This window comes from Parafrankia irregularis, assembly GCF_001536285.1.
Classification (GTDB): domain Bacteria; phylum Actinomycetota; class Actinomycetes; order Frankiales; family Frankiaceae; genus Parafrankia; species Parafrankia irregularis.
Window position 1 is genome coordinate 239,006 of record NZ_FAOZ01000008.1, and the last position, 15,505, is coordinate 254,510.

The 15,505-nt window shown below is 71.4% G+C and carries 11 protein-coding genes; 3 read left to right on the plus strand and 8 right to left on the minus strand.

The genetic code is table 11. The features are described from left to right. Positions 1-51: 51 nt before the first annotated feature. Entirely contained in the window at positions 52-2,892 is a 2,841-nt protein-coding gene (locus AWX74_RS15725; RefSeq protein WP_091277291.1) for a polynucleotide kinase-phosphatase, read from the minus strand. Next, positions 2,889-4,508: a 3' terminal RNA ribose 2'-O-methyltransferase Hen1 gene (locus AWX74_RS15730; protein WP_091277293.1), complete on the minus strand. Its 1,620-nt coding sequence runs from the start codon at positions 4,506-4,508 to the stop codon at positions 2,889-2,891. The genes AWX74_RS15725 and AWX74_RS15730 overlap by 4 nt, the downstream gene beginning before the upstream one ends. 428 nt (positions 4,509-4,936) lie before the next feature. On the opposite strand from AWX74_RS15730, the gene AWX74_RS15735 reads away from it, so the two are divergent. After that, positions 4,937-5,608, plus strand: a complete 672-nt coding sequence (locus tag AWX74_RS15735; protein WP_165615648.1) for a TetR/AcrR family transcriptional regulator — start codon at positions 4,937-4,939, stop codon at positions 5,606-5,608. 141 nt (positions 5,609-5,749) lie between these two features. On the opposite strand, the gene AWX74_RS15740 is transcribed toward AWX74_RS15735, so the two are convergent. The 6 genes from AWX74_RS15740 to AWX74_RS15765 all read right to left on the minus strand — a co-directional run bounded on the left by AWX74_RS15740 (position 5,750) and on the right by AWX74_RS15765 (position 12,055). Next, a complete protein-coding gene (locus AWX74_RS15740; protein ID WP_091277297.1) occupies positions 5,750-6,526 on the minus strand; it encodes an SDR family NAD(P)-dependent oxidoreductase in 777 nt (258 codons plus the stop codon). Between the two features lie 52 nt (positions 6,527-6,578). Continuing rightward, on the minus strand, positions 6,579-7,838 hold the full coding sequence (locus tag AWX74_RS15745) for a cytochrome P450 (protein ID WP_165615649.1): 1,260 nt from the start codon (positions 7,836-7,838) through the stop codon (positions 6,579-6,581). A 22-nt stretch (positions 7,839-7,860) separates the two neighbouring features. After that, positions 7,861-9,243 carry an acyl-CoA reductase gene (locus AWX74_RS15750; protein WP_091277301.1) on the minus strand — a complete coding sequence of 461 codons (1,383 nt, stop codon included), beginning with the start codon at positions 9,241-9,243 and terminating at the stop codon, positions 7,861-7,863. Then, on the minus strand, positions 9,240-10,577 hold the full coding sequence (locus AWX74_RS15755; RefSeq protein WP_091277303.1) for a hypothetical protein: 1,338 nt from the start codon (positions 10,575-10,577) through the stop codon (positions 9,240-9,242). The genes AWX74_RS15750 and AWX74_RS15755 overlap by 4 nt, the downstream gene beginning before the upstream one ends. 13 nt (positions 10,578-10,590) lie before the next feature. Then, positions 10,591-11,259: a hypothetical protein gene (locus tag AWX74_RS15760; RefSeq protein WP_131799478.1), complete on the minus strand. Its 669-nt coding sequence runs from the start codon at positions 11,257-11,259 to the stop codon at positions 10,591-10,593. A gap of 100 nt (positions 11,260-11,359) precedes the next feature. After that, complete coding sequence (locus tag AWX74_RS15765) at positions 11,360-12,055, minus strand: hypothetical protein (protein WP_091277307.1); 696 nt, start codon at positions 12,053-12,055, stop codon at positions 11,360-11,362. 516 nt (positions 12,056-12,571) lie between these two features. Between AWX74_RS15765 and AWX74_RS15770 the strand changes: the two genes are divergently transcribed. Together AWX74_RS15770 and AWX74_RS15775 are read left to right on the plus strand one after the other, a co-directional pair. Beyond that, a complete protein-coding gene (locus AWX74_RS15770) occupies positions 12,572-14,047 on the plus strand; it encodes an aldehyde dehydrogenase family protein (RefSeq protein WP_131799479.1) in 1,476 nt (491 codons plus the stop codon). Between the two features lie 54 nt (positions 14,048-14,101). Next, positions 14,102-15,214, plus strand: a complete 1,113-nt coding sequence (locus tag AWX74_RS15775) for an ABC transporter substrate-binding protein (RefSeq protein WP_242666259.1) — start codon at positions 14,102-14,104, stop codon at positions 15,212-15,214. Positions 15,215-15,505 lie beyond the last annotated feature (291 nt).

The following is a 15,505-nucleotide window of genomic DNA, read 5'->3' on the forward strand; positions in this document are numbered from 1 at the left end:
AGCAGTTCGCCCGCCCGGGGCCCGTAAAACCCAACAGTGCGTTTCTGGTGCCTACAGCCGTGGATCGACCGGCTCGGACTCCAGGGCCAGCACCGCGAACACACATTCGTGGACCCGCCACAGCGGCTCTCCGGCCGCGGTCCGTTCGAGTGCCTCCAGGCCCAGTGCGTACTCGCGGAACGCCAGGGAGCGTTTGCGGCCCAGCCCCCGCTCGCGCAGCCGATCCAGGTGCACCGCCTCGGTGTAGTCGGCGCCGTAGATGATGCGCAGGTACTCCCGGCCCCGCACCTTCACGCCGGCCAGGGCCAGCCCTCGTTTTCCCCGGGCCAGGCCCGCGAACGGCTTGACCACCATGCCCTCGCCGCCGGCGGCGGTCAGCTCCTCCCACCACCGTGTTCCGGCGGCCACCGAGTCCGGGTCGGCCGGGTCGACCCGGATCCGTGCGGTGGTGGCCAGCAGCTCGGGATCGGCTGCGGCGAGGCGGTCCGCCACCGCCAGGTGCCACAGGTTGTCCCGGTCCAGGTAGGTCGTCGCGGTCTGCCCGTCGCCGGCGTGGGCTCCCACGCCCGCGGCCGGACCCGCGTGGCTGGTCGGCGGGACTCCCCCGGCTGCCAGCAGCATGAACGGCGCGAACCGCAGGCCGTCCAGGCCGTCGACGGGCCAGCAGTACGGCTGGTACGCCGCCGTGAACGCGTCCGCGTTGGCCGCCCGGCCGCGGGTGCGTTCCAGCAGGTCCGCGACGTCGACACCGCGGCCCATGGCCCGGGCCAGGGCGTCGACGGCAACCGGGAGGACGGCGCGGGCCGCCGCGCCGGTTGCCGCGTACTGGCGGCGGATCAGCGCGTGGGCCTTGGCGCTCCACGGCATGATCTCCCCGTCGAACACCGCCCATCCGGCCGCCAGCTCGTCCCACAGGCCACTGGCGGTCATCGCCGCCCGGAGCCGGGCCAGCAGCGCCTCGGTCAGGTCCGGGGCGAGGAACGGCCGTCCGGTACGGGTGTAGACCGCGCCGGTGACCCCGTCGGGCGCGCCGAATCGCCCGCGGGCGGTGGCGGCATCCCGGCAGATGACGACCACGGCCCGTGAACCCATGTGCTTCTGCTCGCACAGAAGATCCTCGACGCCGTCCGCGCGATAGGCCTCGAAGGCCTCCGCCGGATGTTCGAGCAGGCCCGGCAGGGTCGAGGTCGGCGGCGGGCTCATCGTCGGCGGAAGGTAGACGAGCCAGCGTGGGTCGACGGCGAAGCGGCTCATCACCTCCAGCGCCGCGAGCGCGTTCGGCTCCTCGATCCGTACGCGGCCACCGTGGCGCGTCTCGATGAACCTGCGGCCGAGGACGTCGTTGACGTGAAGCGTGTCGGGGCGCGCGGTCGGGCCGGTGGTGGCGACGACCGAGGCGCCGGTGTCGATGACCAGGCTGACCGGGGCGGGGACGGAGGCCCCGGCAGCGGGCGGGTCGACGGCGCCGTCGTCGACGGACGCCGGCCCCGGCTCGGGCTGTGTCGCCGTTTCCTCCGCCGGCAGCTCGGCGGGCTGCTCCGTCAGCGGCCGCCGCGGCTCGAAGTACTCGCGGGCCGCCGGCACGGACACCAGTTCCCGCTCCGGGTAGCGCAGCGCGGTGAGACGTCCACCGAACACACACCCGGTGTCGAGGCACAGGGTGTTGTTCTCCCACCGCGGCTCCGGGACGGGTGTGTGGCCGTAGAGCACCATCGCCTTCCCCCGGTAGTCGCGGGCCCACGGGTAGCGCACCGGCAGCCCGTACTCGTCGCTCTCACCGGTGGTGTCCCCGTAGAGAGCGAACGACCGGACCCGGCCGGAGGCCCGGCCCTGGTAGGCCTCCTTCAGCCCGGCGTGCGCGACGACGAGACGTCCGCCGTCGAGGACGAGATGCGAGACCAGCCCGTCGCAGAACTGTTCGACCTCGGTACGGAACTCGGGTGTCTCCCCGCCGAGCTGCGCCAGCGACTCGGCGAGACCGTGCCCGATCCGCACCTGCCGGCCGCGCAGGGCACGGACGAGCTTGTTCTCATGGTTGCCGGGCACCGCGAACGCCTCGCCGGCGGCGACCATGCCCATCGCCAGCCGCAGGACCCCGGGCGTGTCGGGCCCGCGGTCCACCAGGTCGCCGAGGAAGATGACGCGCCGGCCTTCCGGGTGGGTACCGCCGACCGCACGGCCCTCGTCGTCGCGGCGCAGCTGGTAGCCCAGCCGGATCAGCAACGCCTCCAGCTCGTCGCGACAGCCGTGCACGTCACCGATCACGTCGAACGGGCCGGTGAGCTCGCGGCGGTCGTTGAGCAGCGGGGTGTACTCGATCGTCGCGGTGGCGATCTCCGCCTCGGAGCGCAGGACGTGCACGCGGCGGAAGCCCTCGCGGGCCAGCCCGCGCAGTGACCGGCGCAGCTCGCCGTGCTGGCGGCGGACGACGTGCGCGCCGAAGGCCCGGTCGGGGCGCTCCGCGTTGCGCGCGACGCAGACCGACTCCGGCACGTCGAGCACGATGGCGACGGGCAGCACGTCGTGCGCTCTGGCCAGCTCCACCAGGCGGGCACGGGACGTCCGCTGCACGTTGGTCGCGTCCACGACGGTCAGGCGCCCGGCGGTGAGCCGGCGGGCGGCGATGAAGTTCAGGACGTCGAACGCGTCCGCCGTCGCGGACTGGTCGTTCTCGTCGTCGGCGACGAGCCCACGGCAGAAGTCCGACGACAGCACCTGGGTCGGCAGGAAGTGCCGGCGCGCGAACGTCGACTTGCCGGAGCCGGTCACCCCCACCAGCACGACGAGGCTCGGGTTGGGAATTGTCAGCGGCTCGATCGGCGTCTCGTTCAGCGGCTCGGACGGCGGCGTCTCGTTCAGCGGCTCGGACGGGAGCTGGCTCGTCTCGCTCATCGGTTCGCCCCTCGCGCCGGCGCCGCCAGCTCCAGGACCGCGAGCTGAGTCGGCTGGCCGACCTCGGGGTCGTCGGCACCGATGCCGCCGATCCTCGCGCGGTAGGGGTAGCCGGCCACGAGGTCGTCGATCCAGGCGGTGAACTCGGCGCGGGTCCATTCGAAGCGGTGGTCCCGATGCCGCAGATCGCCGGGGGGCAGTCCCTCGTAGCGCACGTTGTACTCCCGGTTCGGAGTGGTGATGAGAAGGGTCCCGGGCCGCGCGTGCCCGAGCAGGACGTCGGCGAGCACCGGCAGCCGGGGCGGGTCGACGTGCTCGACCACCTCGGAGAGCACGATCGCGTCCAGCCCGGTGAGGCGGTCGTCCCGGTACACCAGCGAGGAGACGACCAGGCGGACCCGTTCGCGGTCGCGGTCGGACATCTGCTCGACGTGCAGTCTGCGGGCGGTGAGCTCGAGCGCGCGGTGGGAGACGTCGACCGCGACGATCTCGGTGAAGGCCCGGTCGGCGACCAGGCGGGCCACCAGCCGGCCGGCACCGCAGCCGACGTCGGCGACGCGGCGCGCGCCGGCCGTCCGCAGCTCGGCCAGGATCGCGCGGCGCCGCTGCTCCGCCAGCGTCAGCGGCGGCGCCAGCGCGTCGCCGCTGTTCACCGTGTCGGTGCCGGACCCGGCCGCCGCGCTCAGCCCCTGTCCCGCCCCCGGGCTCAGGCCCGGTTCCACCGCCTCGACCAGGCCAGCTTCCGCTTCCGCCGCCGGTTCCGGGTTCCCGGTGCCGTCGGGTTCCGCGTCCACGGCCGAATCTGGTTCCGTCGCGTCGGAGGTGAGCCGTCCCGGTTCGAAGCCGTCGGGGATGCCCTCGGCGGTGAGGTCCTCGGCCACGGACAGCTGCGTCAGGGCCGCCGTCGCCAGGCCGGAGCGGTGGGCGAGGTAGCGGCGTGCGATCAGTCGCTGCTCCGGGTGGCCGGGCAGCCAGCGGGCACCTTCACGGACGAGCTTGTCGATCTCGTCGCGGCCGACGTGGTAGTGCTTGGCGTCGTCGAGCACGGGCAGGAGCACGTAGACCTGGGTGAGGGCGTCCGCCAGCAGGGCGGTTCCGGTCAGCGTGACGTCGTGATGCGGCGCGTGACCCCAGTCCGGGAAGTCCGGGTCGAGTGGTAGCGGGTTCGCCTCGACCTGCCAGCCCAACGGTTCGAACAGCCGCCGGACGAGGTCGGCGCCGCCACCGCGGCACGGCAGCGACGGAAGCCGGATGCTCAGCGGCAGCGGCGTCGTGACCAGCTCCGGCCGGGCCCGGCATCGGCCCGCCATCGCCGTCGAGAAGACGGCCGCCATCGCGACCGCGAGCAGGCTGGACGCCGCGTAGGGCCGATCGTCCACGTAGTGCGCGCCGGCGGTGTCCCGGCGGCCGGTGGATCGCGAGCCTCCCCGGACCAGTCCCACCGGGTCGACCTCCAGCAGCAGTGCCGCGGTGCAGCGCGCGTCGGTCGCCTCGGGGTAGAAGACGTGCGCCTGACCGGCCGCCGTATCGAAGCGATGAACCCGGTCGGGGTGCTTGTGCAGCAGGAAGCCCAGATCGGTCGCTGGCTGGTAGGTCGTCGACACCGTCAGGAACATGGCGAGGATTCTCGCGGATCGGACAGTCGGCGTCGCGTGAGTATTCCGCTGGAGTGCTGGGCGACGTGGCTCTCGGCCATCGGGAGCGGCTGCGGGCTCGTGAACCGGGCCGGGCCCCGGTGCAGCGTCGTGGGATGGTGGGTCGCGGTCACGCGTCCGGCCGACGTCCGCTACGTACGATGAGCCGAGCAAGCAAAGCCGTGGCGGGAGAGGGAAGTGTCAAAGGGACGTTCGACCAGCCGACCCGGGCGGCCAGGTGCCGAGGGTAGGCGGAGTCGCCGCGAGTGCTCCAGCGCCCGGGGAGGTCTGCACCGGCGCGCGGGAGCACGGGACACGGACCCGAGCGGCCGATTCACAGGGCTGTCGGCATGACTCCCGAGCCTGTCGGGGTCGGCCGACGGTCGGCGGGCCGTGCGCGGACCAGCGCCGTGGCAGAGGACGAGGATGCCGCTGTCGCGCGGCCAGCCGCGGTGGAGAGCCCCAAGACCACCCGGCGGCGTCGGGGTGAGCCGCGGCGTCTGCTCCTCGCGGCCGCCCGGGAGCTGTTCTCGGCGCAGGGCTACGCGGTCATCAGCACCCGTGAGATAGCGGAGCACGCGGGGGTGTCGGAGACACTCCTGTTCCGGCACTTCGGGTCGAAGGCGGGCCTGTTCCGGGAAGCGCTCGCCCTGCCGTTCGTCGAGTTCATCCAGGATTTCAGCCACCGGTGGCGCTCCGGTGAGATGGACGCCCTCGACGACGAGTCCTTCGCGCGTCAGCTCAACGGCGGCCTGTACGACCTGTTCCGGCAGAACCGGAGCCTGGTCCTGATGCTGTGGGCCGACAACCTGCCCCGGGACGACGAGTGGGCGAGCATCGGCATGGCCGAGATCGACAAGGCGATGCGCGAGCTCGTCAAGATCGGTAACGAGGAGACGATCCGCCGGCAGGGCAAGGCGATGCCTCGTCACGACCTGGCGACCCGGGCGACGCTCGCCATGGTCGCCGGTATGGCTGTCTTCGGGGAGTCGTTCTACGGGAAGCGCAGACCGTCACGACGGGCGATCGTCGAGGAGCTCACCCAGACCTCGATGCACGGCCGGCTACACCGCAGCGTCTGAAGGACGCAGGCCGGTCACGGGCGCACCGTTCCCGTCGACCGGCGGTTTGTGACGCACACACTGATTTGGAGCCTGCGGATACGAAAGGTCGTGCCGGCCACCTGTCGGACAGGTGGCCGGCACGACCGTCATGCGCCACGCCTACTTCGTCAGGTATCCGCCGTCGACGGGCAGGAGGATGCCGGTGACGTTCGTCGACAGGTCGCAGGCCAGGTAGAGCGCGGCCCGCGCGCAGTCCTCCGGGGTGATGATCTCGCCGATCGGGTGCAGTGACCGCAGCACCTTGGCCTCGGCCTCGTCGGGGGGGCGGAACTCCTCACCCTTGGCGAACGCGAGGTTGGTCCAGATACCCCCGGGGCAGATGGCATTGACACGGATCTTGTCCGACGCGACCTCGGCGGCCAGCGCCCGGGTGAGCTGGTTGACGAGGCCCTTGGTGGCGCCGTAGACGACACCACCCCAGGAGATCATGCCGGCGATGGAGCCGGTGTTGACGATGACCCCGCCGCCGCCCTGCTGTTTGAACTGGCGCACGGCCTCCTTGCAGCCGTTGAACACACCCCGGCCGTTGACCGCGACAAGGTGGTCGAAGTCCTTGACCGTGTGATCCTCGATCGTCATGCCGGAGCGGGGGGAGGCGATTCCCGCGTTGTTCACCATGACGTCGAGGCGACCGTAGGTCGCGACGGCGGTGGCGACGACGGCGGCGACCTGGTCGGGATCGGCCACGTCGCAGGCGGCGGGGATGGCGGTGCCGCCTGCGGCCTCGATGGCCGCCGAGGCCCCTTCGGCCCACTCGCGGCGCAGGTCGGCGCAGACGATGTTGGCGCCTTCCTGGGCGAACAGCTGTGCGATGGCCCGGCCGATGCCGGCCCCGGCGCCGGTGACGACAACCGTCCGATCTGCGAGCAGGCTCATTCCAAGCCTCCCGGTGCGATTTCCCGGACCTGCCGCCGGGCCGGTCGGGACCTCATGCGTCCTCCGACGCACTCGCCGCCTCGCCGGCGTCGACGGCCTCCTCGTCGATGACGATCCGCACCGTGTGCGGACCCTGCAGCATCGCCGTGGGCACCGCGTCGTAGCGGTCCGGCTCCACCAGGTGGTAGGAGACGACCCGCTCGGTGAAGGCCCGCATGGCGGCACGCATCTCCATACGGGCGAGTCCCGCGCCCGGGCAGATGTGCGGGCCCGAGCCGAAGGCGAGGTGCGACCTGTCCGTCCGGTCGAGGCGGAACTCGTTCGGGTTCTCGTGCTTGCTCTCGTCCCGGTTCGCCGAGCCGATGCACATGAACACCTTCTGCCCGGCCTCCACCTGCCGACCGTCCAGCTCCATCGGGCTGGCGCAGGTACGCACCATCCACTGCGCGGGCGCGTCGATCCGCAGCGCCTCCTCGATGGCCGCGTCGATCAGCGCCGGGTTGCGGCGCAGTTCCGCGTAGGCCTCGGGGTCCAGGCCCAGCCGGTAGATCAGGCTGCCGAGGGTGTTACGCGTGGTGTCGCTGCCGGCGCCGATCATGAACATGATCTGGGCCCTGATGTTGCGGGGGGTGAGCGTCTCGCCCTCCACCTCGGTGACCAGGAAGCGGGTCAGCGCGTCGTTGGGCCACTCGTCGCGGGGCACGGCCAGCCGCTCGTCGATACGAGCCTGGACGTAGCCGCTGAGCGAGTCCGAGCTGTCGGAGATGGAGATGCTCTTCCCGGTCGCCGCCGCCTCCTGGAACCGCCTGCCGCTCTCCCGGATCCAGCCGTAGTAGGCCATCGAGTCCGCTTCCGGGAACCCGAACAGGCGGGCCATGGCGGCCGGCGGGATCGGCTCGGCGACGTGGGCGGCGAAGTCGACGCCGGCCGCGCCCGCCTCGCGGGCCTCGGCGAGCATCTGCTCCACCAGCTTCGTGCTCAGGTCCCTGAGGTACGGCTCGATCTTCTGGCTGCGGTGGACCGCGACGACCGAGTTGATGATCCGCCGGACCTTGCCGTGCCGCGGCTCGACCAGCGCCGCGATGTTCTTGTCCTCCTCGGGCAGGTTGTCGGCACCCGCGCTGCCCGAGAAGTTCTCGACACTGCGCAGGCCGAGGTCGACCGATGAGTAGGACACGGCGGCGAGTACGCCGTTGAGGCCGGGGAAGGGCACGACACCACCGGTGTCGCGCAGTTCCCGGAACGCGGCGGCCCGCTCCTCCGGATCCACGGCCAGCGGCGTGGGGCCAGCCCCAACGGTCTTTTCGGACACGAGTCCCTCCCGGACTGGCAGATCAGCAGTCATCGACGAGCCATTTCACGAACCGCGCGAGCGGGTAGAAGCCGTCATGCGGCAGCCCGGCGGCGACGTCCACGACCTCGCCCAACGGAACGAGGCGTTGCATGCCCCGGGAGGCGAGCCGGTCCCGCAGCGCCTCGGCTCTGGCCGCCGGGTAGATCCCGATGGTCTGCGTCGCGACGTTCACGTGATCGAGCGCCGCGTCGAGCGACGGGACCCGCACGACGTTGACCGTCTTGCCGCTGGGATGGAAGTCCACCGGGTCGTCGGACAGCACGACGAGGCCGCTGCCGTCCTCGGCGCCGAACACCTCGTAGTCCGGCGACATCGTGCGCAGTACCTCGACCTCGGCCCGGATGTCCGCGGGCAGGGTGGAGACGATGGCGTCGGCGTAGGTCCGCTCGGTGGCCAGCGCCCGGGCGAGGTCGGCACACCACGCGGCGAGGCCACCGTCGGTGTCGTCCTCGGCGTAGACGAACCGGCTGGCGGCGCAGACCTCCTGGTTGAACAGGCTGGTGTCCTCCGCCGCGGCGCTGGCCGACGCGCGCCGCACCTCCTCGGAGCCGAGTGCCTCCCGGCCGAGCAGCGAGATCGAGACCTTCGGGTCGAACGACACCAGCTCGAAGCCGGGGGCGACGTAGCCGATGGCGTTGCGGATGGCGGCGTCACCGCCCCAGGCGACCAGCCGGTCGAAGTACTGGGCGCGGAACAGCGCGCTCTCGACCGTCGCGTCACCGCCCCGCCAGTACACGCAGGAAAACGATCGGGTCACGGGGTGGTCGGGGTCGACATCCGCCAGGGTCCGCAGTACGGCGCTGCCGGTGAACAGGTCGTTCGACGGCAGTTTCAGCAGGTGCACCCCTTTGCAGAGGGCGCCGCGCACAACCGTCGCGGCGGTGACCCCCGGGGTGTTCCCGGCGAGGACGTGCACGAGCCGCGGCGGGAACGCCCGGACCCGGCGGACGCGGCCCTGGAGGTCGGTGATCTCCTTCCAGCCGTCCAGCGCCTCCCGGCCGATCTCCTGCTCGACCTGGAACCACATCGTCTTCGGGTCGAAGAGGTGTTTCAGGTCCCGGTAGGTCCGTTCGAGGATGCGGGGGCCCAGCGAGCTGCACGCCGCGCTCCGCTCGAGCGCCTCCTGCAGGTACGTGTTGGTGTCGAGGTCGAGCCGGTCACCGACGGCGGCGAGGAACTCGATGATCTCGGCGACCGGCAGGTCGAACGCCGGGCCCGGCTCGGACCGCGGCCACACCAGTTCGTCGAGGTCGAGCACCGGCGTGCTGAAGTCGGGGTAGTCGATCGTCCCGGCCTCCTCGTCCGGGAGCACGGTCCGTCCCCTGACGAAGTGCGGGACAGCCAGCCGCGTGAGGCCAGTCATGATGTCATCACTCCACGTACATAGGCATCGACCGTTCCGGCGCAGGTCAGCTTGTCGTCCCCGCCCTCGGCCAGGCTGTAGCGGACGATGCCGCCGGGGACGATGCTGAGGTTCGGTGTCGTCAGGTCCACCGTCACCCGGTCGCCGGTGACGACGCCGCCCCATCGGCCCTGGACCGCGAGGTCCAGGAAGGCGAAGCGGCCGGTCACGGACTCCCCCTCCAGGGGCAGCACCTGCGTCCCGCTGTCGTCGAGGATCAGCGGGATCACCCACGGCGCTGGCCGGTACCGGCCCGCCACCTCGTAGGCGGCCGCGGACAGCTCCGACATCCCGTAGCCGCTCTGCACGTTCGCCCGCGGGATACCGAAGAACTCGAGGATCTGGGTCTCGTAGTCGGGCGGCAGGTCCGCGCCCTTGGTCCCGCCGCCGCCGGTGACGATCGTCTCCGGATGGAACTCACCGGGCCGCACGCCGCGGGCCCGCGCCCGCTCGACGATCGTCCAGTACTGCGCCCAGAACCCACCGATGATCATTGGCTCGCTCCGGTGCGCGATGAGCTTGTCGATGAGGGCGTCGAGCCGCTCGGCCGCCAGGCGCTGGTTCGCCGCCGCGCTCCGCTCCAGCTCCGCGATCTCGTTCGGCAGGGCGGTGCCCGCCGCGATCCGCTTCCGCAGGTCCGCCGCCCGCTGCTGATCGGACGCCTGCAGCGGCTCCTCGCTGAGGAAGAACCGGGCGTCCGGCCGCCCGAACTCCTCGGCGATGGTGCGGAAGTGCAGCGCGGACCGGTGTGGGCCGTACCTGGGCCCGAGGACGAACACCGCGCGGTCCTGCTTCGGCACGATGCCGCGCTGCTCGCCGAAGGCCGCCACCAGCGACCGCAACGCCAGGTCGCTGTCGGCGCGGGTCGAGGGCAGGAAGGAGCTCTTGCCGGTGGTGCCGCTGCTGACCAGCACCACACAGCCCGCGGCATCCAGCCGGCCGAGCCAGCCCTCCTGGTCGGTCACGCCCGCGACGTCGACCTCGGTGATACGCCGCGACGAGAGCGTGTCGAGCCAGCGGGTCAGCAGCGGCCACCGACCCCGGTTGACGAAGGACTCCGGGTACGACTTGTAGGACGAGTGCGCGAACAGCAGCGGCACCAGGTCCTGAAACGAGCTGATCCGGTCGATTCCGAGCTCGTCCGCGAGCTTTCCCAGCACGGGGATCCGCTCGCGCTGCACGGCGAGCCGCTCGCCCGCCGCCTCGATCCACAACGGCTCGAGCTCGGTGCGGGGCAGCTCGTGGAAGCGCGGGTCGGCGACGTGGCCGAGTAGCTCCTCGTGGGCCGTGGTCACTGCTCCACCCTCCTCATGTCAGCGGGGACCACGGCGTGGTCCGCAGCATCCGACTCGTCAGGCGCGTGCCCTCGGGCAGCGCCGGCGTGACCGATCCGGACCAGTCGCCCCAGCCGTGGTCCGCACCGAAGGCCGCCGTCCACTGCTCCCGCGGTGCAACCCGGTAGAGGACGCGCAGCGACCCGTCCGCACCGAGCGCGGGCGCGAACGCGGCGACGCAGCTCAGGACGCCGTCGTCACCGGTCTCGCCAACGTGGGCCGGCACCGGTGGCACAAGCAGGTCGGCACCCCGGACGGTGTCCTCGCGCAGGACGACCACCTCACGCTCGGGGCCGGTCGTACCGGGCACCTCGTCGAGGTCGATCGCGCCGAGCGGGGACCAGTCGGTCTGCACGAGCAGCGAGCTCGTCGACCCGTAACGCATGGCGTCGACCCGCGCGCTCCAGTCCGCGAGATCGCCACGGCGCAACCGGTGGACCAGCCGCTCCCAGGCGGCGCCATCCGGCACCGCCGTGATCGTAATGATCTTGTATGCCTCACCCGCGCCGTGGGTGGCGTGCAGGTACCAGAGCAGCCTGGCCCCGTCCTTGGCGACGGCGGGCCCGTACTCGTCACGGACCGCGTCCTCGAAGTCGAACTCCCGCTCGCCGATCACGGCATGGACGTCGTGTATGAACAGCACCGGATTCATCCCCCGCAGTCAGGCTGGCTGGGTAGTTGCGACGTGCGTGTCGGGTCGCCGCGCCGGGCCGGCGCCGCAGTGGCACCAGCCCGGCTGCGACTCAGGCCGTCGGTGACCACGGCAGCGCCCTCACCAGCCGTGACGTCCAGGTGTCGCGCAGCTTCAGCGAGTCATGCAGCCAGCTGCCCGGCCTGATCGATTCACGGGGATTGCCGTGGCTGAGCAGCCGGGTGCCCGCAGCGGGATTCTGGATCTGGGTGATCATCAGGTTCTCGGGAACGTCGCCACCGCCGGCCACGGTCTCGAATCCGCCCCACATGACGAAGTCCGAGTACTCGACGTCGAGCGCGCGCAGGAACACCTGCTCCATGGCGTCCTCGTACGGCCGCTGCATCCCGGTGCGAGGCAGGACGAAGTCGTGGATGTACAACGCGTCGGACGCCTCGGAGGGCTCCGCGAGCAGCGTCGCGAGGTCGGGTTCGTATCGGCTGAACCTCAGCGGAGCGAGCATCCTCCTGGTGATCCCGACGCGTTCCGCGGCGAGAGCGACAGCGGCGGCACGGAGGTCACCGCGCCGCGTGCGCTCCCCCAGATCGGCGAGGGTGGCCCCGTCCGCGACCGCGGTCAGCGTGACGATCTCGGGGAGCGTGTGGGAGCCGGGTACGGACCGCACGCACCACACCAGGCGGGTGCGGTCGTCGCCGGCCAAGGCCGGTCCCCACAGCTCCCGCAGCAGGCTCTCGTACCTCGGCGCCCTGGCGGGCGTGAGCGAATGGATCTCGTGGACGAAGAACATCGGTCTCCTACGACGTCGGCCACAGCGGTGCCGCCACGTCTGCCGGCGCAGCGGACGGAGTCGGGTAGCAGTCGTGTGCCTGCGAGGACGCCCAGCCGCCAAAACCGCCTAGTCAGCGCCCCCAAGCTAGTGATCACTACCTTAACAGGTCAGCGGACACTCGTCTCGGCACACCGTCGCCGACGTTTCCTCCGGCCCGGAAACATGCTTCGGTCCAGCATCTGGCCGCCGCATGTGGGGTCTGTTCGCGGAGTGGACGGCCGCCCTATATTCGAGTTTCATACCTCGCCATACTGTCACGCTAGTACAGCGTTCACTACACCATCGAGGCTCGCGGCGCCGATCGGAGACCGGTCCACGCGCGGGCGACGCACCGGAGCCCCGTCGGCTCGACGAGGAGGATGACGTGCCTGATCTCCGCACCAGAACGAGCACCCCGTGGTGGTGGTCGACCGCTGCCGGGCAGCGGACCGGGGTGCTCGCGCACCGCCGCCGCACGAACGGGCGGTCCGGACGATGACCGAGCAGGCGGTGCCCGCCCCCGAGAACCGGCCAGGCTTCCTGGAGCCCGGGCTCGTCCTGGGTGACCGGTTCGTCGCCACATCAATCGGTGGCGAGATGGAGCACTTCAACCCCGCTACCGGCAGGGTGAACAAGGCCTTCCCTGTCGCCACCCTCGACGAGGTCGACGAGGCCGTGAGCGCCGCGCGGGCGGCGTTCGAGGAATGGCGCCGGTGGACGCCGGATGCCCGGCGCGCCGCGCTGCTGCGGCTGGCCGACATCATGGTCGAGCGCCGCAGGGAGATCGGCGTCATCGCGGCGCTGGAGAGCGGCACGATCTACAACGAGTTCGTCGCCGCGTACACGGCCGACTGGTTTCGGTACTACGCCGGCTGGGCCGACAAGCTCACCGGCGAGAGCATCAACCCGTACCCGTTCCGGGGCCTGGACTTCACCGTCCCCGAGCCGGTGGGGGTGGTCGCCCTGTTCGTCGCCTCGAACGGGCCGATCGGGTTCTTCGGCATGGCCGGCGCGCCGGCACTGGCCGCCGGCTGCACCCTGGTGGTCAAGCCACCCGAGCTGGGCCCGTTCTCCTCGGTCTCGTTCGCCCGCTGGTGCCTGGAGGCAGGTATCCCCCCGGGCGTCGTCAACGTCGTGGGCGGCGGCCCCGAGGTCAGCCAGGCGCTGGTCCGCCACCCTGGCGTCGACAAGATCAGCTTTACCGGCAGCACGCAGACCGGGCGCCGCCTCCAGGAGGCGGCCGCACAGAACGTCAAGCCGTTGGTGATGGAGCTCGGTGGCAAGTCCGCGAACATCGTCTTCGCGGACGCGGACCTCGACGCCGTGATTCCCGGCGCCGCCCGGTTCATCAACAGCGCCGGGCAGGGCTGCTCGATGCCGACCCGCCTGCTCGTCCAGCGTCCCCGGTACGACCGAGCCATCGAGGAGGTTGCCCGGATCGCGAGCGGCGTCGTCGCCGGCGACCCGTTCACCCCCGGGGTGACCATGGGCCCGGTCATCAGCGAGAGCTCCGCGCGCCGCATCACCGGCCTCGTCAGTGACGCCAAGGAGAGCGGCGCGGCCCGTGTCCACCAGGGCGGCGGGCGCATCGGTGGTGAGCTCGCGAACGGCTACTTCGTCGAGCCGACGCTGCTCGTCGACGTCGACAACGCGGCACCCATCGCGCAGACCGAGATCTTCGGCCCGGTGCTGTGCGTCATCCCGTTCGACGACGAGGACGAGGCGATCGCGTTGGCCAACGGCACCGGCTTCGGCCTCGTGGCCTACGCCCACACCCAGGACATGCGGCGCGCCCGCCGTCTCATCGACTCGCTACGGGCCGGCAGCGTGCACATCAACTCCTCCGGCCCCGGCCCGGTCTCGCCGGCCTCGCCGTTCGGCGGGGTGAAGGACAGCGGCTACGGCCGGCAGGGCAGCCGGCTCGGCATCGAGGAGTTCCTCTCCTACAAGAACGTGTACCTGAACATCTGACCGGTCACCATCGCCAGCCCCGACGTTCCGACCGCCCGAGCAAAGGATGACGACGTGGTCAACAGCCGTATCGCCGAGCCGATCAGGATCGGCTGGTTGCTCGACACCCGGTTCCCGGAGGTGATGGAGCTGGACACCCGCAGTGACCTGCGGGAACCGTTCGAGCTGGTCTTCAACGACGCCTACGAGCAGGGCGTCCTCGACCGTCCGGTCCAGGTGATCTTCAAGGAGGTCGACGGCCTGCCGCGCGGGTCGGTCAGAGCGGTCATCGACGCGTACGGCGAGCTGTGCGACGAGGGCTGTCTCGCCGTGTTCGGGCCGCACGTGTCCGAGAACATCCTGCCGGTCAAGGAGGCGATCGAGGAGCGGTTCCGGGTGCCGTCGATCGGCCTCTACGGCTCCGACGAGGGCCTCGGGGAGTGGACGTTCGCGCTGCCCAACGGGTCGATGACCGACGAGCCGATCATCTGGGCCGAGCTGATGCGCCGCGGCGGCCACGAGCGGGTCGGAGTGCTCGTCGAGCGGTCCCAGACCGGCGCGGAGCACCTCGCCGGCTTCCGCAGGGCGTGCCGGGACGAGGGGCTGCAGATCGTCGCCGAGGAGTCGATCGCCCAGGTCGGCCGGGACGTCACCGACCAGGTCACCCGGATCCGCGACGCGGGCGCGACCACGCTCGCGCTCTGCGGGTTCGGGATGGGCCTGTGGGGTGTCAACGCCGCGCTGCGCAAGCTCGGCTGGGACCCGCCCCGCTACACCGGAACCGCACTCGAGGACGCCTACGCGGTGCCGGACCTTTGGGAGCCGGTGGTGGGCTGGATCGGTCTCGAGCAGTACGACGAGGCGAACAAGGTCGGCCAGAAGTTCCTGGACCGGTTCGAGGAGGTCTACGGCCGGCGGCCGGAGTACTTCGCGCCGGTGGTGGTCCGGGACGCCGCGGTCTGCTTCCTGGACGCGCTGGTCAACGCCCGGCCGCTGTCGCCGCGGGGGGTCAAGGAGGCACTGGAGCGGGTCAAGATGCTCCCTGCTGCCTCCGGCTCGCCGGGTACCCGGCTCTCCTTCGGGAAGTGGACCCGCCGGGGCTGGATGGGCGCCGGCTACCTGGTGGCCCGCCGGCTCGACCCCGATGGGAAGACCTCGCACTTCGTCGCCCGATACGGCGACGAATAGCCGGATGTCGCTGACGGGTCCACGCCCCGACCACGCGTGAGGCCGACCTGAACCTGTTCGGCCTGGTGATGTTGAACAAGCAGCTCCGCGGCTGCCGGTGAGCGTCTGCGTGGCCGAGCCCGGCTCGGCCACGCCTGCACCCACACCCCGAGGACACCCCTGGAGCGCAGCATCTACTGCCCCGATAGGGCAGTGGACGCTAGCATGCCGGCCTCAGGCGCGCCGTGCCGCCAAGAGTTTCAGGGGCGAGAATCTGTTGCTCCTCGCCGGACGGTCGCATACATAGAGTCA

Excerpts from the sequence above, each read along its gene's own strand:
- AWX74_RS15725 (WP_091277291.1), bottom strand. The coding sequence starts at position 2,892 with ATGAGCGAGACGAGCCAGCTCCCGTCCGAGCCGCTGAACGAGACGCCG.
- AWX74_RS15730 (WP_091277293.1), bottom strand. The coding sequence starts at position 4,508 with ATGTTCCTGACGGTGTCGACGACCTACCAGCCAGCGACCGATCTGGGC.
- AWX74_RS15740 (WP_091277297.1), bottom strand. The coding sequence starts at position 6,526 with ATGAGCCTGCTCGCAGATCGGACGGTTGTCGTCACCGGCGCCGGGGCC.
- AWX74_RS15750 (WP_091277301.1), bottom strand. The coding sequence starts at position 9,243 with ATGACTGGCCTCACGCGGCTGGCTGTCCCGCACTTCGTCAGGGGACGG.
- AWX74_RS15765 (WP_091277307.1), bottom strand. The coding sequence starts at position 12,055 with ATGTTCTTCGTCCACGAGATCCATTCGCTCACGCCCGCCAGGGCGCCG.
- AWX74_RS15770 (WP_131799479.1), top strand. The coding sequence starts at position 12,572 with ATGACCGAGCAGGCGGTGCCCGCCCCCGAGAACCGGCCAGGCTTCCTG.